Raw genomic sequence first — 21,605 nt, 5'->3', positions numbered from 1 at the left:
GATCAGGCACCTGCTCAGGCACTTGATCACGCCCCTGTTCACCCCGCACACGATTCGGAGCCACTCCCCCATGTCGGACACCCCCCTCGACTCATTGGTACTCCACGCCACTGACAACGGCGTCTCGTGGATCACCCTCAACCGGCCCGAAGCCATGAACGCCGTCACCTGGGACCAGCGCGAACGCGTCATCTCGCTGCTCGCCGAAGCCTCCGCGGACCCCGGTGTCCGTGCGGTCGTGATCACCGCGACCGGCAAGGGATTCTGCGCGGGAGCCGATCTGCGCGGTGCGCCGAGCAGTGCCGATCGGGTGCCCGGTGACGTGGCCCGCACCATCAAGCTGGGCGCCCAGCGCCTCGTCTCCGCCGTCCTGGACTGCGAGAAGCCGGTGATCGCCGCGGTGAACGGGACCGCGGCCGGGATCGGCGCGCACCTCGCCTTCGCCTGCGATCTCGTCATCGCCGCCGAACAGGCCAAGTTCATCGAGGTGTTCGTGCGCAGGGGTCTGGTGCCGGACGGCGGCGGGGCTTACCTGCTGCCCCGCCTCATCGGACCGCAGCGGGCCAAGGAGCTGATGTTCTTCGGGGACTCCGTGCTGGCCGCGGACGCCGAACGGCTCGGGCTCGTCAACCGCGTCGTACCCGCCGATGAACTGGAGAAGACGGCCCGCGCCTGGGCGGAGCGCCTCGCGAGCGGGCCGACCCGTGCCATCGCCATGACCAAGCAGCTGGTCAACGCGTCCCTCGAATCGGACCGGGCGACGGCCTTCGCTGCGGAGGCCACGGCGCAGGAGATCAACATGACGACGGCGGACGCGAACGAGGGCGTGGCCAGCTTCGTGGAGCGCCGTTCACCTTCGTACGAGGGCCGTTGAGTTCGCCCAAATTCACACGAAGGCCGTTGAGTTCGCCCGAGAACATCGAGAACGCGCAGTCTCCCGGTCTCCGATCCCTTCAGTCTCCCGGTCTCCGATCCCTTCCAATCTGACGAACCGTCAGCTTCAATGATTGATGTGATGGGACATGCAGGAATGGCGGCCACCGCCGTCCGATACCTCAGGTCGGTCGGAGCGCCGACCACCACAGGGCCCCTCGAAGCCCTTCCGCGTCCGCGGCTGCGGGCGGTCGGCGACGACGAGCGGGCGCCGCTCGACGCGCGTGAGTTCCGGCGCGTACTGGGGAACTTCGCGACCGGCGTGACCGTTGTGACAGCACCGGCGTCTGAAGGCGAACCGGGCCCGGCCGGGTTCGCCTGTCAGTCCTTCTCCGCGCTCTCCCTCGACCCGCCCCTGGTCTCCTTCATGGTCGCGCGTACGTCGACGACGTGGCCGCGCATCGCCCGCGCGGGCGTCTTCTGCGTCAACGTCCTGGGCGCCGATCAGGGTTCGCTCTGCCGCGGCTTCGCGGTGAGCGGCGCCGACAAGTTCGCCGGTGTCGTGTACGACTCCGCGCCCGTCACCGGCTCCCCCCGCCTGGCCGGCGTACCGGCCTGGATCGACTGCACGATCCAGGCGGTGCACACCGGGGGCGACCACCTGATCGTGGTCGGCCGCGTGGCCGCCCTCGGCGCCACCGACGACGGCGAACCACTCCTGTTCCACCGGGGCACGTTCGGCACATTCGGCACGCACGACACGCTCGGCACACGCGACCGGCCCGGCACGTCCGCTACGTGAGCGCGGCGGACCGCGCGGCGGTCTCCTCGTCGTCGCCGACCCGCCGCCGGATGACCAGGGCCATCAACGCCGCCGCCGCGCACAGCGCGCCCGAGGCGATCCACATCACGTCGTACGACCCGAAGACGTCCCGCACGACACCGCCGACGACGGCCACGATCGCGGCACCGACCTGGTGCGAGGCGAGCACCCAACCGAAGACGATGGCGCTGTCGTCGCCGTACTGCTCGCGGCACAGGGCCAGGGTCGGCGGCACGGTCGCCACCCAGTCGAGGCCGTAGAAGACGATGAAGAAGATCATCGGCGGGTGCACCGTCGCGTCGAGCAGCAGCGGCAGGAAGAGCAGCGAGATGCCGCGCAGCGCGTAGTACACGGCCAGCAGCCGCCGCGCGTCGAAGCGGTCCGTGAACCAGCCGGACGCGATCGTGCCCACGACGTCGAAGACGCCGATGACGGCGAGGAGCGACGCGGCCGCCGTGATCGGCATGCCGTGGTCGTGCGCGGCGGGCACGAAGTGCGTCTGGATCAGACCGTTCGTCGAGGCGCCGCAGATGGCGAAGGTCCCGGCGAGCAGCCAGAACGGACCGGTGCGGGCCGCCTTGAACAGCACGGTGACCGCACGCCGCGCGGCCCCCGTGACGGGCGGCGGCTTCTCCACGAACTCCTCGGCCCCGTACGGCTTCAGGCCCACGTCCGCGGGGTGGTCGCGCAGCAGCAGCCAGACGAACGGGACGACGGCGAGCGCGGCCAGGGCGACGGTCACCGCAGCGGGCCGCCACTCATGGGCGCCCACGAGCCAGGAGAGCAGCGGCAGGAAGATCAGCTGTCCGGAGGCGGAGGCCGCCGTCAGGACGCCGGTGACGAGCCCGCGCCGCGTGGTGAACCACCGGTTGGTGACGGTGGCGGCGAAGGCCAGCGCCATGGAGCCCGAGCCGAGGCCGACGAGCAGCCCCCAGCACAGCAGCAGCTGCCAGGCGGACTGCATCCAGACGGTAAGCCCCGAACCGAGCGCGATCACGACGAGGGCGACCGCCACCACTTTCCGGATGCCGAAGCGGTCCATCAGGGCGGCGGCGAACGGCGCGGTGAGCCCGTACAGCGCGAGGTTGATGGAGACCGCGAGGCCGATCGTGCCGCGCGACCAGTGGAACTCGTCGTGCAGCGGGTCGATGAGCAGGCCCGGCAGGGACCGGAAGGCCGCGGCGCCGATGATCGTCACGAAGGTCACGGCGGCGACGAACCACGCCCGGTGGATACGACGACGCCGCCTCGGTGCCTCCATGGGCGGCCCGGGCACCTCCGTGGGCGGGCCCGGCACCTCCGTGGGCGGCCCCGGCATCTCCGTGGGCGGCTCGACCGGCTGATTCACGTCTGTCTGGGTCACGACAACCAGCATCCGGGTACCCCCATCCCCGAACGAGTGGCCCAAAGGACAGCATTAGCTAGAATCGGGCCATGGCCTCATCGACCGGCACTACGACTGGCACTACGACCAGCACCACGACCACCGCCGCCCCCCGTCACCGCGTGGTGGTCCTTGCCATGGACGGCGTCATCCCCTTCGAGTTCGGCATCCCGCAGCGGATCTTCGGCCGCGCGAGGACCGCCGACGGCGAGCACCTGTACGAGGTCGTGACCGCCTCCGTCCGCCCTCCGGGCCCGGTGCGCACGGACGCCGACTTCGCGATCCTCGTGGAGAACGGCCCGGAGTGCCTGGCGACGGCCGACACGGTCGTGATCCCGGCGTCGTACGAACTCGGTCCGGTCTACGAGGAAGGCCGCCTGACCGACGAACTGGCCTCGGCACTCGCCCACATCACACCGGGCACGCGCCTGATCTCCATCTGCACGGGCGGTTACGTCCTGGCTGCCGCGGGCTGTCTCAACGGGCGCACCGCGACGACACACTGGGCGTCGGCGGAGCACTTCCAGCGACTCTTCCCCCGGATCACGGTGGACGCGGAGGTGCTGTTCATCGACGACGGGGACGTCCTCACATCGGCGGGTGTGGCGGCGGGCCTCGACCTCTGCCTCCATGTCGTGCGCAGCGACCACGGGGCGGCGGTCGCGAACGACGTCGCCCGCCGTACGGTGGTGCCTCCGCACCGGGACGGCGGCCAGGCCCAGTACATCCAACGCCCCGTCCCTGAGCCGTCGTTCGCCACCACGACCTCCGCGCGGGCCTGGGCCCTCGCCCGCCTCCACGAGCCGATCCAGCTGCGCGACATGGCGGACCAGGAGTCCATGTCCGTACGCACCTTTACGCGCAGGTTCCGCGAGGAGGTGGGGATCAGTCCCGGCCAGTGGCTGTCGCAGCAGCGGGTCGAACGCGCGCGGCATCTCCTGGAGTCCAGCGACCTGTCCGTCGACCAGGTCGCCCGGGACGCGGGCTTCGGTACGCCCCAGTCCATGCGGCAGCACTTGCAGGCGGCCCTGGGGGTGACCCCCACGGCATACCGCCGCACATTCGCCCAACGGTCCTCGCGCTGACCCCGCGGCCCCCGCCCCGGCCCCCCGCACCCGCACCCGGCAAGACCCCTCAGAACGTCAGCACCCCCCGCGCCACCCGCCCCGCCTCCGCATCCCCCACCGCCTTCGCGAAGTCCTCCACCGGGTACGTCTCCGTCACCAGTTCGTCAAGGAGCAGCCGCCCCTCCCGGTACAGCTCCGCGTACAGCGCGAAGTCCCTCTGCGGGCGCGCCGAGCCGTACCGGCAGCCCAGGATCGACTTGTCCAGGAACATCGAGGACACCAGGAACGACGCCTCCGCCGTCGCCGCCGGAACTCCAAGGAGCACCGCCTGCCCATGCCGGTCCAGAAGGTCGATCGCCTGCCGGATCAGCTCGACCCGGCCCACGCACTCAAACGCGTGGTCGGCCCCCGTCGGCAGGATCTCCCTGACCGCGTCCCCTTCCGCCGACGACAAGAAGTGCGTCGCCCCGAACTGCCGCGCCACGCCCTCCTTCTCGGGGTTCGAGTCGACGGCCACGATCCGCGTCGCCCCGGCGATCCTCGCCCCCTGCAACACATTCAGACCGATGCCCCCGGTCCCGATCACCACCACACTGTCCCCGCGATCCACCTTCGCGCGGTTGAGGACAGCGCCGACCCCCGTCACCACCCCGCACCCGATCAGCGCCGCCGACGTCAGCGGAATGTCCTCCGGGATCTTCACGGCCTGCACGGCCTTCACCACCGTGCGCTCCGCGAACGCGGAGTTCGCCGCGAACTGATAGATCGGCTCACCGCCCCGCGAGAACGGCCGGTCCGGCATCCCGATCGCGCGCCGGCACATCGTCGGCCGCCCCCGATTGCACTCCCCGCAGGCCCCGCAGCTGGCAATGGTCGAGAGCGCCACGTGATCGCCGATCCCCACATGCGTCACCCCTGCACCGACCGCCTCCACCACCCCCGCCCCTTCGTGCCCGAGCACCACCGGCGAAGGGAAGGGAATGGTCCCGTCGATCACGGACAGATCGCTGTGGCAGAGCCCCGCGGCCTTGACGCCGACCAGCACCTCCCCCGGCCCCGGATCCCGTACCTCAAGGTCGTCGACAACCTCGACCCCGCTCCCTGAGCTCCCCCCGCTCCCTGCGCCCCTGCTCCTGTCGAAAACGACACCCCTCATCGCGCCTCCCTCGGCAGGCCGAGCACGCGCTCGGCGATGATGTTCCGCTGAATCTCGTCCGAGCCGCCGTAGACGGTGTCGGCCCGCGTGAAGAGGAAAAGTCGCTGGAGGGCGTCGAGTTCGTACGGAGCGCTCTCGCTCCAGTCCGCGGGCCCGACGGCAGCCGCGGCCCCCCGCACCCCCATGGCCAGCTCCCCCAGCCGCTGATGCCACCCGCCCCACAGCAGCTTGGCCACACTGGGCGCCCCCGCGTCACCACCCGAGCCACCGCCCAAACCCCCACCCGAGCCCCCACCCCCGGAGCCCGAACTGCCCAACGTACGCAGCGCGTTCCACCGCATGACCCGCAACTCCGCCCACTGCCGCACAAGCCGATCCCGCAGTACGGGATCCTCGACGGCCCCGCTCTCGACGGCCTCCCGCACCACGCCCCCCAGCTCCTCCGCGAACCCGATCTGCTGGACGAGCGTGGAGACCCCCCGCTCGAATCCCAGCAGCCCCATGGCCACCCGCCACCCGTTCCCGGCACCGCCCACCACATGCGAGGCACGCGCGATCGCCCCGTCGAAGAAGACCTCGTTGAACTCGCTCGTCCCCGTCAACTGCCGTATGGGCCGCACCTCGATACGCCCGGGCTGATCCATCGGCACCAACAGGAACGAAATCCCCCGGTGCCCACGGGACCCCTCCTCCGTCCGCGCGAGCACGAAGCACCAGTCCGCCTCATGGGCGAGCGAAGTCCAGATCTTCTGCCCGGTGACGCGGTACACGTCACCGTCCCGCACCGCCACCGTCCGCAGCCCCGCCAGGTCCGACCCGGCGCCCGGCTCGCTGTACCCCTGGCACCACAGCGTCTCCCCGCGCGCGATGGGCGGCAGGAACTCGTCCTGCTGCTCCCGCGTCCCGTGGGCGATGAGCGTCGGCGCAAGCAGGTTCTCGCCGATATGGCCATGGCGCCCCGGAGCCCGCGCCCGCGCATACTCCTCGGCCCAGACAACCTGCTGGGTCAACGACGCCCGACGATTCCCGTACGCCCCCGAGCCCGAGCCCACACCCGCACCTGGGCCCGCACCCGAGCCCGCCTCCGCCTCATCCTCCGCCTCCCACCCGAGCCCGATCCACCCGCCCCGCCCCAACTCCCGCTCCCAGGCCCGCCGTTCCGCCACCCCCTCGTGCTCGCTCCCCGGCCCGCCCCGCCCGACCGCGCCCGCGAACACCCCCGTCAGATGCTCACCGAGCCAGGCCCGTGCCTCCGCGCGGAACTCCTCGTCCTCGGGCCCGAATCCGAACTCCACCGCCCGGCCCCCGGCCTACGCGTTCGGCCGGTCTTTGGCGGCGGCGGCCTTCGCCATCGCCTCCAGCTGGGCCAGCATCGGCATCGGATCGACCCCCACCGTCCCCGGCAGGAAGTCGGCGATCTTCTCCGGGGTCCAGCCACCCTCGACATACCCGGCCCGCAGCTCACGCGGCTGCGCCCACACGGCGATCTTCGGTCCGGCGACCGTATAGACCTGCCCGGTGATCTCCTCCTCCCGGGCCCGGTCGCTCAGCAGATACGTGACCAGCGCGGCCACGTCCTCAGGCTCCCCGATCTCCTTCAGCTCCATGGGAACGTTGGCGGACATCCGGGTCCTGGCGACCGGCGCGACCGCGTTGGCGGTCACCCCGTACTTGTTCAGGCCGAGCGCCGCGCTGCGCACAAGCGAGATGATCCCGCCCTTGGCCGCGCTGTAGTTGGCCTGTGCGACCGACCCCTGGTGGTTGCCGCTGGTGAAGCCGATCAGCGTGCCCGTGCCCTGCTTGCGCATGACCGCCGAGGCGGCCCGGAAGACGGTGAACGTGCCCTTCAGGTGCGTGGCGACCACCGGGTCCCACTCCTGCTCGGACATGTTGAAGAGCATCCGCTCGCGCAGGATCCCGGCGACGCACACCACGCCGTCGATGCGCCCGTACTCGGCGAGCGCGGTGTCCACGATCCGCTGACCGCCCGCCATGGTCGAGATGTCGTCGGCGACGGCGACGGCCTCGCCGCCCGCCGCCTGGATCTCCTTGACCACGCCGTCGGCTATCTCACTGGCCGGTTCGGCGCCCTCCATGGAGACGCCGTAGTCGTTCACGACGACCTTCGCGCCCTCGGCTGCGGCGGCGAGCGCGACCGCCCTGCCGATGCCCCGCCCGGCACCGGTCACGGCCACCACCTTGCCTGCCAAGAAGTTCCCCACGTCCGGCCCCTTCCCGCGGTTTCTGACGGACCGTTAGATTCTATGACCCGTCAGACACCAGAAGACAAGCCCCGGGGAGGACCCATGTCAGACTCGGCACCCTCAGACTCGGCATCCACAGGCGCCACGAACTCATCCCTGCCACCCGAGTTCCACGACATCGCCAAACGCGTCAACAACTGGGGCCGTTGGGGATCCGACGACGAGATCGGCACCCTCAACCTCATCACCGACGCGGTCGTACGCGAGGCCGCCGCCACCATTCGCGCCGGTAGGCGCATTCCGCTCGCGCTCGCCCTCAAGGAGGACGGAGTCCAGACCGGCCTGATACCCGGCCGGATCAACCCCCTCCACACGATGGTGCAGATCAACCAGGAGCTCTTCGGCCCCGGCACGGTCGCCACCAGCGACGACGCGGTCACGATGGGACTACAGACGGCCACCCACTGGGACGCCCTCACCCACGCGTCACACTCGGGAAAGATCTACAACGGCCGCCCCGCGGACACCATCACCGCCCACACCGGCGCCCGGTTCAGCGGCATCGACAAGGTGCCGCACCTCGTCTCACGCGGTGTCCTGCTCGACGTCGCCCGCGCCAAAGGCGTCGACCGGCTGCCCGGCGACCACGCGGTCACCCCCGAAGACCTCGCCGAGGCCGAGGAGTTCGCGGGGCTCACCGTCCGCGCCGGCGACATCGTCCTCGTACGCACGGGTCAGATCCAGACCTATCTGGCGGGCGACAAGCACGCGTACGGATATCCGTCCCCCGGCCTCTCGGTCCACACCCCGGAGTGGTTCCACGCACGGGATGTCGCGGCGGTCGCCAACGACACCCTCACCTTCGAGATCTTCCCGCCCGAGATCGAGAACCTCTGGCTGCCCGTGCACGCGCTCGACCTGGTCGAGATGGGGATGTTGCAGGGCCAGAACTGGAATCTCGAAAAGTTGTCCACAGCCTGTGCAGAAGTTTCCCGCTACAGCTTCCTGCTCTCCGCGATGCCCGAGCCGTTCATCGGCGGGACGGGAACGCCCGTGGCGCCGGTCGCGGTGCTGTGAGCCCTGCCGCACAAGGCCGCGATCGCGTCGCCCGCGATCCCGCCGCCCGCAGTCCCGCCACCCGTGAGCCCGCCGCTCGCGAGCCAGCCCTGTGAGCCTTCGGATGGCGGCGCCCCGGCTCCCGCCCGAGCGCGTTGCCGCACGCGCCGCCATCCGGCTCCGGCGCACAGGTCCTGCCTTCTCCGGCCACGAAGGGACCGGCGCCGACGGCGACCCACATCTCGTCAAGGGCCGGGCCACAGACCACCGTCCCTCGACGTCCCCTCGCGGCGAATCGCTGCACACAAGCGTGACCAAGCGGACACGGTACGTCAACGCCCGCCCGGCGATTAGTGAATTATGCCGTTTTTGTACCGGCCGCGCACGGCCGCGCATCGTGGCACCCGGAGGCGCATGCGGGCGCCCGGCCCCGGCATGCGAGCGCCCGGCACCGACATGCAGACGTCCGGCACCGACATACGGACATGCGGGGCTCAGACCGCCTCGTACGCGACGTCCTCGTAGTCCTCATAGGTCGTCCCGTCGAACGCGGCCGCCTCGACGCCCGGCTCGCACCGGTCCACCTCGCACCAGATGCTCTTGCCCGCGCCTTCGGCCTGCCAGCCCCAGCGGTCGGCGAGGCCTTCGACGAGTTCGAGGCCGCGGCCGTTGGTCGCGTCGCCGTCCGCGTGCCGCGGTGTCGGCGGGCGCGCGCTGGCGTCGGCGACCTCGACCCGGACCGTCCCGGGGCCCGCCGGTGCGGACCCCGGGGCCCCCACGGCTCCCGTGCTCCCTGCGGCCCCCGCGGCTTCCTCGGCGGCATCAGGGGCGTCCGGGAGCCGCATGCGCAGTACGGCAGGACAGCCCGTATGCACGACCGCGTTGGTGACCAACTCCGAGATCAGCAGGATCAGCGTCTCGGCAAGTGGCTCGTCGAGCCCTATTCCGGAACAGGCGAGCCGCGAACGCGCCCACCTGCGGGCTCGCCCCACCTCCGCGGGGTCGGGCCTGACCTCCAGCTGAACATGAAGCACCTGCACCGCTCACACCATCCGAACCGGCGGACACATCGCCTCGCGACTCCAAAGGGTCACGGAACGTGATTCCCTTGAGAGACAGCATGGTTGACGTTCAGTCACCCCAACAAGCGCTTCAGGCATATACCAGCGCGAAGGAGTACGCGTGCGGCATACTGTGCGACGCGCGCTGCGGGGGGTCGAACAGGCGGGCATATATCCCTTTCCTGCACTGCGAGCGGTGCGCATTGCCAGGTCCGGCGCCGCCTCGGGGGCAGCACCGGCATGGCTCGACCTCAGAACCACTCGCATCTCACACAAGGTACCGGAGCGGAAGCCCGACTCCATGCCGTGACGAGTCACGCGTAGGACACAACCCGATATCGACGCTCAGTAGCGTCCCCCCACTTGGCGGACTCCACAAGTCGATCACTCTGCGCACAGAGGCCCCACGGGCCTCACAGCGCCGCCGCCAGCTCCTCCTCCGCCCGGGCCGCCGCCTGCCCGAGGCCGGCCCGCACCCAGGCCCGCTTGAGGTGCAGATGCACATCGGCTTCCCAGGTGAACCCCATCCCGCCGTGCACCTGAAGACAGTCCCGCGCGCCCCGCACCGCCGCCTCGTCGGCGAGCAGCTTGGCCGCCGCGATCTCCAGTACGTCTCCGGTGACGGCAGCGGCGTACACGGCGGCACGGGCGACCTCGACGCGGACCAGCATCTGCGCGCAGAGGTGCTTGACGGCCTGGAATGCCCCGATGGCCTGCCCGAATTGCGTACGTTCTCGGGCATACCGGACGGCCATCTCACAGGTCTTCCCCGCACTGCCCAACTGCTCGGCGGCGATCAGCAGATCCGCCTCGGCCTCCGGGTTCCCCGCCCCTCCGCCACCAGGCACCCGGTGCAGCGGCGTCAGCGGGTCGACGGACCGCAGCGGAACGGCGCCGGAGACATCCCCGCGCACCACGTCCGCCTCATCCAGCCACGGCACGAGCCCGCCGCCAAGCCCACCGCCGAGCCCCCCGCCGAGCCCCCCGGACACGGCCGTCACCACGGTCGCCCCCTGCGCCGCCCCCGCGACATCCCGCGCCGCGAGGAACGTGGCCACCAGCGGCCCGGGAAGCAGCGCCCGCCCCGCCTCCTCGAAGGCCAACACGGCCTCCGGAAGCCCGAGTCCGACCCCGCCCTCCCCCTCCGGCACCCGCAGCGAGAAGAACCCGGCGTCCCCGAGCTCCCGCCAGAGGGCCCGGTCGAGCGAGGGAGCCCCGGAGGGGTCCGCGGCGGCCCGCAGGGCACCCGCGTCGAACCGCCCCTCCAGGATCTGCCGCATCCCGCCCCGCAACGCCACCTGATCTTCCGAGAGTTGGAAGTCCATACGGCTCCTCACCGCCCCTTGGGGAGGCCGAGTATCCGCTCGGCCACGATGTTCTGCTGGATCTGCGAGGTGCCGGCGGCGATCGTGTACGAGAGGGAGGAGAGCCGGTCCAGGGTCCACTCGTGGCCCAGGTCGAGCGCGCCGGGGCCCAGGACCTCGCCCGCGGCCTCGTACAGCTCCTGCCGTGCGTGCGAGTACCGCAGCTTGAAGACGGACCCGCCCACCCCCGGCACACCGCCCCCCGCCCGCTGCGACTCGCTGACGTTCCACTGCGTGAGCCGCCACAGCGCCCCGAACTCCGCGCTCAGCCTGCCGAGCCTGCGCCGCAGGACCGCGTCGTCCCAGCGCCCGTTCTTGCGGGCCTCGCGGGCAAGGTCGCCCAGGACGCGGCGGCAGGCGACGACCTCCCCCACGAAGGCCGTCCCGCGCTCGTACGACAGCGTCACCATCGTCACGCGCCAGCCGTCGTTCTCCGCGCCGACCCTGTTCGCGACGGGCACCCGCACCTCGTCGAGGAACACCTCGGCGAACTCGGTCGAGCCCGCGAGCGTGCGCAGCGGCCGGACCGTGATCCCGGGGGCGTCCATCGGCATCGCGAGCCAGGAGATGCCGCGGTGCTTGGGCACGTCCTCGCTCACCGGTGTCGTACGCACGAGGAGCTCGCACCAGTCGGCGACCTCCGCGTGCGAGGTCCAGATCTTGGAACCGCTCACCACGTAGTCGTCGCCGTCCCGCCACGCGCGCGTGCGCAGTGACGCGAGGTCCGAGCCCGCGTCCGGCTCGCTGAATCCCTGGCACCACACCTCGTCGCCGCGCAGGACGGGCGGCAGCCACCGGGCCCGCTGCTCCGGCGTCCCTTCGGACGCGATGGTCGGGCCCGCGTGCAGCAGCCCCACGAAGCCCGCCCCCACGTAGGGCGCGCCCGCCTTCTCCGTCTCCTCCAGGAAGATGAGGTGCTGGGTGGGGGTGGCCCCACGGCCGCCCGCGTCGACGGGCCAGTGCAGGCCCGCGTACCCGGCGTCGTACAGCCTGCGCTGCCACCCCATGTCGTACGCGCGCCGCCCCGGCCAGTCCAACGGGTCGGGCCGGGTGGGCAGTTGAGGGAGCGTCCTGGCCAGCCATTCGCGCAGTCCGGCCCGGAAGGACTCCTCCTCCTCGGTGTACGTGAGGTCCACGTCAGGCCCGCCCGTCCGTCATGGTGTCTCCTCCGGCCGCCCATCCAGTCCCACCGGGCTATCTGATGCCCCGTCAGACGGCAGGCTAGCTCCGCACCCCTGGACCGACAAGGCGGTGAGCCTTACGCTCTCGGCACGATCTGACTGACCGTCAGCTATCCGTATCTCAGCTACCTGTTCCACCTGTCTCTCATCCCGCTGGACTCCGGCCGCGAGGGGATCACATGAAGGCCTCAGGGAACGCAGTCGACGAGACCGCGCACGCACTCGGCGCCTCCCGCACCCTCTGGGAGCTCATCGAACGCCGCGCCGCGCTCACGCCCGACGCCCCCGTCCTGATCCAGGCGTCCGCAGGCCGGGCCGACCCCGCGGACGACCGGCGTCTGACCTTCGGCGAACTGCGCGACCGGTGCGAACGCGTGGCGGCCGGGCTCCACGAGATGGGCGTACGCCCCGGCACCGTCGTGGCCTGGCAGCTGCCCACCCGCATCGAGACCGCCCTGCTCTCCTTCGCGCTCGCCCGTATCGGCGCGGTGCAGTCGCCGGTCATCCCCTTCTACCGCGACCGCGAAGTCGGCTTCGCACTCCGGGAGTCGAAGGCCGAGTTCTTCGCCGTGCCGGGGATGTGGCGCGGCTTCGACCACACGGAGATGGCGCGGCGGCTCGGCGCGCGGGGCGTCTTCGAGGCGTACGCGTACGAGGACCTGCCGGACGCCGACCCCTCCGTACTGCCCCCGCCGCCCTCCGACGGCACGTCGGTGCGCTGGATCTACTGGACCTCGGGCACGACGTCCGACCCCAAGGGCGTGCTGCACACGGACCGTTCACTGATAGCGGGCGGCTCGTGTCTCGCGCACGCGCTGCATCTGTCGGCGGACGACGTCGGCTCGATGGCGTTCCCCTTCGCGCACATCGCGGGCCCCGACTACACGGTGATGCTGCTCCTGTACGGCTTCCCTGCGGTCATGTTCGAGTACTTCGCGCTGCCGGACGCGCTCGACGGCTACCGGCGGCACGGCGTGACGGTGGCGGGCGGGTCGACCGCGTTCTACTCCATGTTCCTCACCGAGCAGCGCAAGCTCGTGGAGCGGCGGGGGGTCGCGCCGGGCGAGAAGATCATCCCGACCTTGCGTCTCCTCGCGGGCGGCGGGGCGCCGAAGCCGCCGGAGATCTATCACGCGGTCGTACGGGAGATGGGCTGCCAGCTCACCCACGGCTACGGCATGACCGAGGTGCCGATGATCACCATGGGTGCGCCTGACGACACCGCCGAGAACCTGGCGACGACGGAGGGGCTGCCGCCACAGGGGATGGAGATCCGGGTCACGGACGCCGAGGGCAAGGAGGTGGCCGCCGGTGTCGACGGCGAGGTGCGGCTGCGCGGGGAGGCCGTCTGCCAGGGGTATGTGGACCCCGAGCAGAGTGCGGGGGTCTTCGACGCGGACGGCTTCCTGATCACGGGTGACCTGGGGCACGTACGGGCGACGGGGCACCTCGTCCTGACCGGCCGGGCCAAGGACATCATCATCCGCAAGGGCGAGAACATCTCGGCGAAGGAGATCGAGGACCTGCTCCACCAGCATCCGGCTGTGCAGGACGCGGCGGTCATCGGCCTCCCGGACCCCGAACGGGGGGAACGGGTCTGCGCGGTGATCGAGCAGCGTCCTGCGGGCGGCCTGCGATCGGTGGGCGACGACGCCCCCGCCCTGACCCTGGAGTCGATGACGGCGTATCTGCGCGGGGAGGGGCTCTCCACGTACAAGCTGCCGGAGCAACTGGAGCTGGTGGAGGCCCTTCCCCGTAACGAGACGTTGCGCAAGGTGCTCAAGTACAAGCTGCGGGAGCGGTTCGCGCGGAGCTAGCAGAGCTGGCCGGTCCGGTGCGCCCGGTCGGCCCGGCTCACTCAGGAACGGTGAAGTACGCCGCGAACGCCGCGACGATCTCCTCCTCCGTCACACGCCCGTCCCCGTCCGTGTCGAGCGAGGCGCCCGCCCCGCCCGCGATGTCCGCCGGGACACCGAGGGCCTTCAGGACGCGCTCGACCTCGCCGGGGCTGACCGAACCGTCCCCGTCGCCGTCCGCGACCGCGATCACGGCGTCCAGGAAGGGCCGCGCGATCTCGGCGAACCGGGCCGGGTTGTCCCGCAGGCGCTTCACGGCGCCGCCCACGAACTCGGGCTTGGTGATCCGCTGGTCGCCGTCACGGTCGGCGATCCCGGCCATGCCCTGCCAGAAGGCCTCGGCCCCGATGTAGAGGGCCTGGCCCTTCTCGGAGCGTGCCGTCGCGCCGAACTCGGTGAGCAGGGCGGCGGCCGCCGTGCTGAAGTCCTCACGGGAGATGTAGCCATTGCCATCTTGATCGAAGGTGGCGAAACGGGCCGCGATCTTACGCTCGTACTCGGCACTGTCCATGGTGTTCGGGCCGCCTCACTTCTGCGGTTGAGTGCGTGTGCACAGGGGGTTCCCTGGGTGTCTCCAGCAGCGAGCGTACGTCTTCGGCGACCGCCCGGAGGCGGGAAGTCGACGCTTGTGCCAAGACCGGAACAAGAGAGGTTGTACCAGGGATCGATCCTTGGTGATCTTTTGGGTCCTCCTTGACCTCACCTCACATCTTGCCGATGTGTGCGCTTTCATGCGGCCACGATCAGTGATCCAAACCTCGTTGATGTCATGAACGGGTCAAGGATCATTCACGTATGCGCAAAGCGAACGCACAGCGAACCGCCCCCCACTGTCCGTGCTCACGGAATCTCAACTGCCGCTGTCGCACCAGGGTGTTAATAGTCACCACAGGCATGAAGCGGCAGCCCTGACCAGCTGCCACGCACGCACACCGGGCCCGGGCCCCCGCCCCGGGCCCTTCGCCTTCTTGGGGGAAGCGATCAGTACGTCGAGCAGCACGTCAGGCAGCACGTCAGAAGTCCTCAGCGCCACGGGAGTCGACCTCTCCTACGGCTCCACCCCCGCCGTCCGTGACGCCCATCTGACCCTGGCGCGTGGCGAGATCGCGGCGATCACCGGGGCGAGCGGCTCCGGCAAGTCCTCGCTCCTGTACTGCCTGGCGGGCGTGCTGCCGCCCGTGCGCGGCGAGGTGCGGTTCGAGGGCCGGGCGTACGGCGAGCTCGACGACGAGGGCATCAGCGCGCTGCGCCGCGAGCGCTTCGGCTTCGTCTTCCAGTACGGCGAGCTGCTCCCCGAATTGACCATCGAGGAGAACACCGCCCTGCCCCTGCGCCTCGCGGGACAGCGCAAGCGCCCCGCGCTCAAGGCCGCCGCCGAGGTGCTCGACCGCCTCGGGATCGCCGACCTGCGCGAGCGGCGGCCCTCGCAGGTGTCGGGAGGGCAGGGCCAGCGCGTCGCCGTGGCGCGGGCGTTGGTGCACAAGCCCGCCGTGGTCTTCGCCGACGAGCCGACCGGCTCCCTGGACAGCGCGAACGCGGCCACCGTCCTCAAGGAGTTCCTCGGCCTCGCCCGCTCGCAGGGCACCGCCGTCCTCCTGGTCACGCACGACGCGAACGTCGCGGCCCAGGCCGATCACCACTACACGATGGCCGACGGAGTCCTCGCCACGAAGGGCGCACCGGCATGAGCGAGTTCCTGCTCGGCCTGCGGCTCCTCTTCGGCTCCGGGCGCGGCTCCCGCGTACGTTTCCTGCTCATGACCCTCGGCGGCTCCCTCGGGGTGTGCTGCCTCGCGCTCGTCCTGACGATCCCCTCGATCCTGGGCGCCCACGACGGACGGTCCGCCGACCGCGACCCGCAGGTCTTCGCCGGCGAGAAGTCCGGGCGGCCCACCCTCGTCCTCCAGCGCTCCGACCCGCACGGCTCGAAGCCGTTCAGCCGCGTCTTCCTGGCCCGCGGCAAGGACGGCGCCGACGTGAAGCCGCCACCCGGCCTGAGCGAACTCCCCGCCCCCGGAGAGGTGTTCGTCTCCCCCGCCCTGCACGACCAGCTCCGCCGTGAGCCCGGCCTCAAGGGGCTGCTCCCCGGCGATGAGAAGGGCCTGATCGGTCCCGCGGGCCTGACCGACCCGAACGAGCTGTACGCCTACGTCGGCACCACCGAGGACCGACTCGGCGACGACGCGCGCGCGTTGAAGAGCTTCGGCTCCGAGCACCCGCCCACCACCGCCGTCGAGAAGTCCACCCTCGACATCCTGCGCTTCACCCTCGCCGCCCTCGTGCTGCTGCCCCTCGGCGTCTTCCTCTCGGTCTGCGCCAAGCTCTCCGCCGCAAGCCGCAACCGGCGCCTCGCCGCCCTGCGCCTCCTCGGTCTGAGCACCAAGGGCACCCAGCGCGTGAACGCCGCCGAGACCGTCGTGGCCGCCTTCCTGGGGGCGCTCCTCGGTCTCGCCGAGTTCTGGCTCCTGAACCAGATCATGGCCAGGACCGGTCTCCCCGGCCTCAAGTGGTACCCCGCCGACGGCGCGCTCTCCGCGTCCACCATCGCCGTCTGCCTGATCGGCTGCACCGCGCTCTCCTGGTTCGTGGGACGTGGCAGCGCTCGCGCCGCCGCCACCAACCCGCTGAGCACCCGGCGCACCGCTGCCCCGCGCGCGCCCCGCGTCTGGGGCGGCCTGCTGCTCGTCACCGGGCTCGGCATCGTCGTCGGCTACGGCGCGACCGGCCTCACCGACAACCCCGCGCAGTCCACCGGCGTCAACTCCCTTCTGGTGCCCGGCGGGGTGCTGCTCACCGGGCTCGGCCTGGTGACGGTCATGCCGCTGCTCTCGTACGGCATCGCCACGCGCCTCGCCCGCTCCGGCAACCTCGCCCTGAGCCTTGCCATGCGGCGCAACGAGGTCGAGCCGGGCAGTGCGATGCGGGTCGTCACGGGGCTCGTCCTGCTCGTGTTCTCGGCGTCGCTCGCGCAGGGCGTGCTGGTGGAGGAGCAGCAGATCACCCGCTCCGACTCGCCCGTGCAGGAGTACGGCCTGCGGCTCTCGCAGCTCGACGGGGAGCAGCAGGACAAGCTGCGGGACATTCCGGCGGTGCGGGCGGACGCGATCGTGATGGATCCGCGCACCGACCCCACTAAGGACGGCGGCGACTGGCAGGCCCCGGCCCTGGTCGCCACCTGCGCGCAGCTCGCGAAGCTGGTGGAGCACGCGGCGGGCTGCGAGGAGGGCAAGGTGCTCAGGCTCCAGGACCCGAACGTGTCCGAATCGCCGATCAAGACCTCCACGTACGCGATGAAGCAGCGGGGCGGGAGCGGCGAGCGCACCTCGCTGAAGGTGAAGGTGCCCGACGCCACCGTCCTGTTCGACGGGTACGACGTCACCAACATGCCGAGTCCGGGCCTCCTGGTACCGCCCTCCGCGCTCCCGGCGCACGCCCTGCCCGCCGCGGCCCTGCTCGTCCTCACGAGCAGCTCGGACCCCGGCACCGTACGGGACGTGCTCGACCGCATCGGCGCCATCGCGCCCACGGCGGACGTCGATCCGGCGGGCATCAACATCGACGGCCTCCAGCAGATCACCGTCATCGAGACGCTGCTCGCGCTCGGCATGGTGATGGGCCTGATCATCGGCGTCGCGGCGTTCCTCGTCTCCGTCACCGACCGGGCCGTGGAGCGCCGACCGCAGGTCACGGCGCTGTCCTTGATCGGCGCGCGGGCCCGCACCCTGCGCCTGGTGCAGTGCACGCAGGTCGTGCTGCCGCTTGCCGTGGGTCTGCTGCTCGCGCTCGTCGCGGGGAAGCTCGCCGAGTCCGCCTATCTGGTCACCGGCGGCGGCGAGACCTTCTGGGACGGGGCCGGGGTTCCGCTCCTGGTCGCGGCCATGGCGGGCGTGCTCGTCCTGGCGGTCGTGGGGACGCTGCCGCTGGTGGGGCGGCGCATCGATCCGGAACTCATCCGGCGGGACTGACGCGCCGGGGAGGGGCGGGCGGCGGCGGCACGCGGGGAACGGGCGTCACGCGGAGAGCGGGATCGCCTCGTCGTCGACTGCCGCCGCCACGTCCGGGAAGACCTCGAAGAGGCGGCGTACACCGAGGGCCGCGAAGACGCGGTTCACGTGGGAGCCGTCCTCGGCGCCCTTCGCGGGCAGGATCAGGCGCAGGCGGCCCTGACAGGAGCGGAACAGGCGGCGCGTGGCTATCAGCACGCCGACACCACTGGAGTCGCAGAACAGGACGTCGGAGAGGTCGAGGACAAGACTGTGGCGGCCGTCGGCCACCGCGTCGTGCACACGCTGACGCACGATGGGCGAGGTCACCAGGTCCATTTCGCCGGACACCCGCAGAACGGCCCAGCCGTCCTGCTCGTCCACCGCCACCTGCAGCGTCACTCGCACGCCTCTCGCTCGCTGATACCGCTCGCTCGTAGCCTGACTCACGCCTATGCGGAAGCCTTTCCTACGCTTCCTGCGTACGTCGCGGCTGCCCCGGCTCCTCTCCATGAAACACCAGGAACGTCTTTCCCTATCATCCGAAGCGGGGCGGCGGCGTACTTTGCCGCAAAGGGAGTGCGTTGTCGGTGGTGGCGGCTACATTCGATGGAGAGTTTCGATTCGAACGTCGTCGGCACGGGCAAGCGCTGTCGACACGGGCAGGGAACGGCACGCGAGGGGGCCGCATGGCGAAGGACGCGCCGCGTCGCTGGGACCGTCGTATGCAGCAGCGGCTCGCGCACGGGGAAGCAGCCGCGCTCGGCGAGCTGTACGACCGCTTCGCCTCGCTCGTGCACGGCCTCGCCCACCGCGTGCTCGGCGACGAGGACGCCGCCGACCGGCTCACCCGCGAGGTCTTCGCCCACGTCTGGGAGAACCCCGACGCGTACGACCCCAGGCAGGGCCCCCTGCGCTCCTGGGTCGCCACGCTCACCCACGACCGGGCCGTCCGGCGGCTGCGCCAGACCGAGTCCGCCGCCCTGGCCCGCGGCGGCGAGGGCACCACGGAGGACCTGGAGCGCAAGGTGCGCCGCGCATCGGTGGCCGCCCGCGCGGACTACATCGTCACGGCCATGCCCGCACCGCTGCGCGCCGCCCTGGAGCTCGCCTACTTCCAGCGGCGCGACTACCGCCAGACGGCGGCCGATCTCGGCGTGACGGAGGACGAGGCGCGACGCCGCCTCCGCCTCGGCCTGCAGCTGCTCTCCACCGCGAACGACGTGGCGGGTCCCGCGGAACCGCACCCCGCACCGGGCTCACCTCCCGGTTACGGGAGAGCGCTGTGAACGGCCCCGACCGGCAGGACCCGTTCGAGGACCCGGACCGCCCCGAGAGCGGCGCCGGCGCGGAGCACCGGGCCGATCGGGGCGAGCAGAGCGACGCCCGCAGGCCGCCCCGTATACCGCTGCCCCGCACCTCCATAGAGGACACCGGCGCCCCCTTGCCCGACCCTCCCGTCGCCCTCGCCCTCGACCACCGCGTCCTGAAATCCCTCCTCGGGGCCTGGGCGCTCGCCGCCTGCTCGGTCGACGAGGCCATAGCCGTCGAGGAGCACCTGGGGCACTGCGGGCCCTGCGCGGAAGAGGCCCTGCGGCTGCGCGACGCGGTGGGCCTGCTGCACCAGGAGGAGAGCCTCGACCTCGACCCGAGTCTGCGCACCCGCGTCATCGAGAGCTGCCTCGGCCGACGCCCGCCACGCATCCCGGTGCCCGAGTGGGCCATGCCGTACGACGCCGAGACCGCGCGGCTCGACGCGCTGCTGCGCGACATCGGCGAATCGGAGTGGCACGCCCCGGTGGACCTCCGGTGGTTCGACGAGGACCAGCCGGTCAGCCGCCGGACGACGGTGGCCGGGGTGATCGCGCATCTCCTCGCCGTCGACGGCCTGGTCGCGCTCGCTCTCGGCCTCGACGACCCGCTCGGCAGCGAGAAGACACCGCCCTCCGACCCGAGCCGCCGCACCGAGGCTTACTGGAGCGCTTCGTACTTCCCGCCCACGCGCGCGGTGCGCGGCCCCTGGCGCGAGCAGACCCACGAGCTGATCCGCACGGTGTCCTTCACCGCAGGCGGCGCGCACGGCTCCGGCTCCGGCCGCCTCGCCGTTCCCTACAGCGCCCCGGACGACGAGGGCCGCCGCGTCCAACTGCCGCTGCGGGACTCGATGCTGGAGCGCGCCTTCGAGTGCTGGATCCACGCGGGCGACATCGCCGACGCCGTGGACTATCCCTACGAGCCGCCGTCCCCGCGCCATCTGCACCGCATGATCGACCTCGCCGCCCGGCTGCTCCCCGGCACCCTCGCCGAACGCCGCCGCTCGGGGCTCGCCGACCCGGCGCACGGCCTGGTGGCGGCGGGCGCTCCCGGCCGGAGCCTGCGCCTGGAGATCGAGGGCATGGGCGGCGGCGAGTGGTTCATCCCGCTCGACTCCCCCGGCGCCGACGCGTCGGCCGACCGTGAGGTGGCCCATGTCGCACTGGACGGCGTCGAGTTCTGCCGCCTCGCCGCGGGCCACGTGTCTCCGCAGGAGGCGGCGGCGGGACAGGACGGAGACCGCGGGGCGATCAAGGACGTACTGTTCGCGGCGGCATCATTGAGCCGTATGTAGCTGTATGTGGCTGTATGTGGCTGTAGCTGTATGTGGCCCTTTCTGCACCTAAAGGGCCGGGCGAAGAGCCGTCGCTAGGCGAAGACGACCGTGCGGTGGCCGTTCAGCAGGATCCTGCGCTCCGCATGCCACTTCACGGCCCGCGCGAGCGCCTGGCACTCCACGTCGCGGCCGATCGCGACCAGCTGGTTCGGCGTGACGTCGTGGCCGACCCGCTCGACCTCCTGCTCGATGATCGGGCCCTCGTCGAGGTCCGCCGTCACATAGTGCGCGGTCGCGCCGATCAGCTTCACGCCGCGCGCGTGCGCCTGGTGGTAGGGCTTCGCGCCCTTGAAGCTCGGCAGGAAGGAGTGGTGGATGTTGATGATCCGGCCGCTGAGCTGCTTGCAGAAGTCGTCCGAGAGCACCTGCATGTAGCGGGCGAGGACGACGAGCTCCACGTTCTCGCCGCGCACGACCTCCAGGATCTGCGCCTCGGCCTGCGGCTTGTTCTCCTTGGTCACCGGGATGTGGTGGAAGGGGATGCCGTACGACGCGACCAGCTCGGCGAAGTCCGTGTGGTTGGAGACGACCGCCGCGATCTCGACCGGCAGCGCGCCGATCCGCGAACGGAACAGCAGGTCGTTCAGGCAGTGCCCGAACTTCGACACGAGGAGCACGATGCGCATCTTGTCGTCGGCGCGGCCCAGCTGCCAGTCCATGTGGAAGGAGTCACCGATCGCCGCGAAGCTCGCCCGCAGCTTCTCCACCGTCACCGGCGGCTCGGCCGAGAAGTGGACGCGCATGAAGAAGAGACCGGTGTCGTGGTCGCCGAACTGCTGACTGTCCTCGATGTTGCACCCGGTCATGAAGAGATAACTCGACACGGCGTGCACGATGCCCTGCTTGTCCGGGCAGGAGAGGGTGAGGACGTACTGCTCAGCGGGGTCGGCGGACGCGGCGACGGACGGTTCGTTCATGCGCCCAAGGTTCCCACAACCGGGCACCCGT

General features: G+C 71.2%; 19 protein-coding genes. 9 read left to right on the top strand and 10 right to left on the bottom strand.

The window, feature by feature from the left end:
- The first annotated feature begins 70 nt into the window (after window positions 1-70).
- Together ACZ5CR_RS29495 and ACZ5CR_RS29490 are read left to right on the top strand one after the other, a co-directional pair.
- On the top strand, window positions 71-874 hold the full coding sequence (locus ACZ5CR_RS29495) for an enoyl-CoA hydratase/isomerase family protein (RefSeq protein ID WP_468862828.1): 804 nt from the start codon (window positions 71-73) through the stop codon (window positions 872-874).
- Between the two features lie 141 nt (window positions 875-1,015).
- Window positions 1,016-1,675: a flavin reductase family protein gene (locus ACZ5CR_RS29490; protein ID WP_468862826.1), complete on the top strand. Its 660-nt coding sequence runs from the start codon at window positions 1,016-1,018 to the stop codon at window positions 1,673-1,675.
- On the opposite strand, the gene ACZ5CR_RS29485 is transcribed toward ACZ5CR_RS29490, so the two are convergent.
- Window positions 1,668-2,957 carry an MFS transporter gene (locus tag ACZ5CR_RS29485; protein WP_468862889.1) on the bottom strand — a complete coding sequence of 430 codons (1,290 nt, stop codon included), beginning with the start codon at window positions 2,955-2,957 and terminating at the stop codon, window positions 1,668-1,670. The genes ACZ5CR_RS29490 and ACZ5CR_RS29485 overlap by 8 nt on opposite strands.
- Before the next feature lie 173 nt (window positions 2,958-3,130).
- On the opposite strand from ACZ5CR_RS29485, the gene ACZ5CR_RS29480 reads away from it, so the two are divergent.
- Window positions 3,131-4,165 carry a GlxA family transcriptional regulator gene (locus ACZ5CR_RS29480; RefSeq protein WP_468862825.1) on the top strand — a complete coding sequence of 345 codons (1,035 nt, stop codon included), beginning with the start codon at window positions 3,131-3,133 and terminating at the stop codon, window positions 4,163-4,165.
- 49 nt (window positions 4,166-4,214) lie between these two features.
- Here ACZ5CR_RS29480 and ACZ5CR_RS29475 read toward each other — a convergent pair whose 3' ends face one another.
- From ACZ5CR_RS29475 to ACZ5CR_RS29465, 3 genes are read right to left on the bottom strand one after another with little or no spacing between them, the layout of a single operon-like run.
- Window positions 4,215-5,303: a Zn-dependent alcohol dehydrogenase gene (locus tag ACZ5CR_RS29475; protein WP_468862823.1), complete on the bottom strand. Its 1,089-nt coding sequence runs from the start codon at window positions 5,301-5,303 to the stop codon at window positions 4,215-4,217.
- A complete protein-coding gene (locus tag ACZ5CR_RS29470; RefSeq protein ID WP_468862821.1) occupies window positions 5,300-6,598 on the bottom strand; it encodes an acyl-CoA dehydrogenase family protein in 1,299 nt (432 codons plus the stop codon). Before ACZ5CR_RS29470 ends, ACZ5CR_RS29475 begins: the two co-directional genes overlap by 4 nt.
- Before the next feature lie 15 nt (window positions 6,599-6,613).
- Complete coding sequence (locus ACZ5CR_RS29465) at window positions 6,614-7,525, bottom strand: SDR family NAD(P)-dependent oxidoreductase (protein ID WP_468862819.1); 912 nt, start codon at window positions 7,523-7,525, stop codon at window positions 6,614-6,616.
- Window positions 7,526-7,609: 84 nt separating this feature from the next.
- Here ACZ5CR_RS29465 and ACZ5CR_RS29460 point away from each other — a divergent pair, with 84 nt between their 5' ends.
- Window positions 7,610-8,584, top strand: coding sequence for a cyclase family protein (locus ACZ5CR_RS29460; protein WP_468862817.1), 975 nt, complete (start codon window positions 7,610-7,612; stop codon window positions 8,582-8,584).
- A 473-nt stretch (window positions 8,585-9,057) separates the two neighbouring features.
- Here ACZ5CR_RS29460 and ACZ5CR_RS29455 read toward each other — a convergent pair whose 3' ends face one another.
- From ACZ5CR_RS29455 to ACZ5CR_RS29445, 3 genes are all read right to left on the bottom strand, one after another.
- Window positions 9,058-9,603 carry an ATP-binding protein gene (locus tag ACZ5CR_RS29455; RefSeq protein WP_468862814.1) on the bottom strand — a complete coding sequence of 182 codons (546 nt, stop codon included), beginning with the start codon at window positions 9,601-9,603 and terminating at the stop codon, window positions 9,058-9,060.
- A 434-nt stretch (window positions 9,604-10,037) separates the two neighbouring features.
- Window positions 10,038-10,949, bottom strand: a complete 912-nt coding sequence (locus ACZ5CR_RS29450) for an acyl-CoA dehydrogenase family protein (protein WP_468862812.1) — start codon at window positions 10,947-10,949, stop codon at window positions 10,038-10,040.
- Between the two features lie 8 nt (window positions 10,950-10,957).
- Complete coding sequence (locus ACZ5CR_RS29445) at window positions 10,958-12,124, bottom strand: acyl-CoA dehydrogenase family protein (protein ID WP_468862810.1); 1,167 nt, start codon at window positions 12,122-12,124, stop codon at window positions 10,958-10,960.
- Window positions 12,125-12,348: 224 nt separating this feature from the next.
- On the opposite strand from ACZ5CR_RS29445, the gene ACZ5CR_RS29440 reads away from it, so the two are divergent.
- Window positions 12,349-13,986, top strand: coding sequence for an AMP-binding protein (locus ACZ5CR_RS29440; RefSeq protein ID WP_468862808.1), 1,638 nt, complete (start codon window positions 12,349-12,351; stop codon window positions 13,984-13,986).
- A gap of 37 nt (window positions 13,987-14,023) precedes the next feature.
- Here ACZ5CR_RS29440 and ACZ5CR_RS29435 read toward each other — a convergent pair whose 3' ends face one another.
- Window positions 14,024-14,536 carry an EF-hand domain-containing protein gene (locus ACZ5CR_RS29435; RefSeq protein ID WP_468862806.1) on the bottom strand — a complete coding sequence of 171 codons (513 nt, stop codon included), beginning with the start codon at window positions 14,534-14,536 and terminating at the stop codon, window positions 14,024-14,026.
- 457 nt (window positions 14,537-14,993) lie between these two features.
- Between ACZ5CR_RS29435 and ACZ5CR_RS29430 the strand changes: the two genes are divergently transcribed.
- Window positions 14,994-15,713, top strand: a complete 720-nt coding sequence (locus tag ACZ5CR_RS29430; RefSeq protein ID WP_468862804.1) for an ABC transporter ATP-binding protein — start codon at window positions 14,994-14,996, stop codon at window positions 15,711-15,713.
- Complete coding sequence (locus ACZ5CR_RS29425; protein WP_468862801.1) at window positions 15,710-17,989, top strand: ABC transporter permease; 2,280 nt, start codon at window positions 15,710-15,712, stop codon at window positions 17,987-17,989. Before ACZ5CR_RS29430 ends, ACZ5CR_RS29425 begins: the two co-directional genes overlap by 4 nt.
- A gap of 45 nt (window positions 17,990-18,034) precedes the next feature.
- On the opposite strand, the gene ACZ5CR_RS29420 is transcribed toward ACZ5CR_RS29425, so the two are convergent.
- Window positions 18,035-18,409: an STAS domain-containing protein gene (locus ACZ5CR_RS29420; protein ID WP_468862799.1), complete on the bottom strand. Its 375-nt coding sequence runs from the start codon at window positions 18,407-18,409 to the stop codon at window positions 18,035-18,037.
- A gap of 287 nt (window positions 18,410-18,696) precedes the next feature.
- On the opposite strand from ACZ5CR_RS29420, the gene ACZ5CR_RS29415 reads away from it, so the two are divergent.
- Window positions 18,697-19,296, top strand: coding sequence for a sigma-70 family RNA polymerase sigma factor (locus ACZ5CR_RS29415; RefSeq protein WP_468862797.1), 600 nt, complete (start codon window positions 18,697-18,699; stop codon window positions 19,294-19,296).
- Entirely contained in the window at window positions 19,293-20,615 is a 1,323-nt protein-coding gene (locus ACZ5CR_RS29410) for a maleylpyruvate isomerase mycothiol-dependent enzyme family protein (protein WP_468862796.1), read from the top strand. The genes ACZ5CR_RS29415 and ACZ5CR_RS29410 overlap by 4 nt, the downstream gene beginning before the upstream one ends.
- A gap of 74 nt (window positions 20,616-20,689) precedes the next feature.
- On the opposite strand, the gene purU is transcribed toward ACZ5CR_RS29410, so the two are convergent.
- Window positions 20,690-21,574 (bottom strand): formyltetrahydrofolate deformylase, encoded by an 885-nt coding sequence (gene purU, locus ACZ5CR_RS29405; protein WP_468862794.1) that lies wholly within the window; start codon window positions 21,572-21,574, stop codon window positions 20,690-20,692.
- Window positions 21,575-21,605: the final 31 nt, after the last annotated feature.

The organism is Streptomyces sp. NPDC031274, assembly GCF_055570235.1.
The sequence above is the reverse complement of the archived record's forward strand: the minus strand, read 5'-3'. Positions and strand labels throughout refer to the sequence as shown.

Excerpts from the sequence above, each read along its gene's own strand:
- ACZ5CR_RS29425 (WP_468862801.1), top strand. The coding sequence starts at position 15,710 with ATGAGCGAGTTCCTGCTCGGCCTGCGGCTCCTCTTCGGCTCCGGGCGC.
- ACZ5CR_RS29495 (WP_468862828.1), top strand. The coding sequence starts at position 71 with ATGTCGGACACCCCCCTCGACTCATTGGTACTCCACGCCACTGACAAC.
- purU (WP_468862794.1), bottom strand. The coding sequence starts at position 21,574 with ATGAACGAACCGTCCGTCGCCGCGTCCGCCGACCCCGCTGAGCAGTAC.
- ACZ5CR_RS29415 (WP_468862797.1), top strand. The coding sequence starts at position 18,697 with ATGGCGAAGGACGCGCCGCGTCGCTGGGACCGTCGTATGCAGCAGCGG.
- ACZ5CR_RS29440 (WP_468862808.1), top strand. The coding sequence starts at position 12,349 with ATGAAGGCCTCAGGGAACGCAGTCGACGAGACCGCGCACGCACTCGGC.
- ACZ5CR_RS29490 (WP_468862826.1), top strand. The coding sequence starts at position 1,016 with ATGGGACATGCAGGAATGGCGGCCACCGCCGTCCGATACCTCAGGTCG.
- ACZ5CR_RS29460 (WP_468862817.1), top strand. The coding sequence starts at position 7,610 with ATGTCAGACTCGGCACCCTCAGACTCGGCATCCACAGGCGCCACGAAC.
- ACZ5CR_RS29485 (WP_468862889.1), bottom strand. The coding sequence starts at position 2,957 with ATGGAGGCACCGAGGCGGCGTCGTCGTATCCACCGGGCGTGGTTCGTC.
- ACZ5CR_RS29450 (WP_468862812.1), bottom strand. The coding sequence starts at position 10,949 with ATGGACTTCCAACTCTCGGAAGATCAGGTGGCGTTGCGGGGCGGGATG.
- ACZ5CR_RS29480 (WP_468862825.1), top strand. The coding sequence starts at position 3,131 with ATGGCCTCATCGACCGGCACTACGACTGGCACTACGACCAGCACCACG.
- ACZ5CR_RS29475 (WP_468862823.1), bottom strand. The coding sequence starts at position 5,303 with ATGAGGGGTGTCGTTTTCGACAGGAGCAGGGGCGCAGGGAGCGGGGGG.
- ACZ5CR_RS29435 (WP_468862806.1), bottom strand. The coding sequence starts at position 14,536 with ATGGACAGTGCCGAGTACGAGCGTAAGATCGCGGCCCGTTTCGCCACC.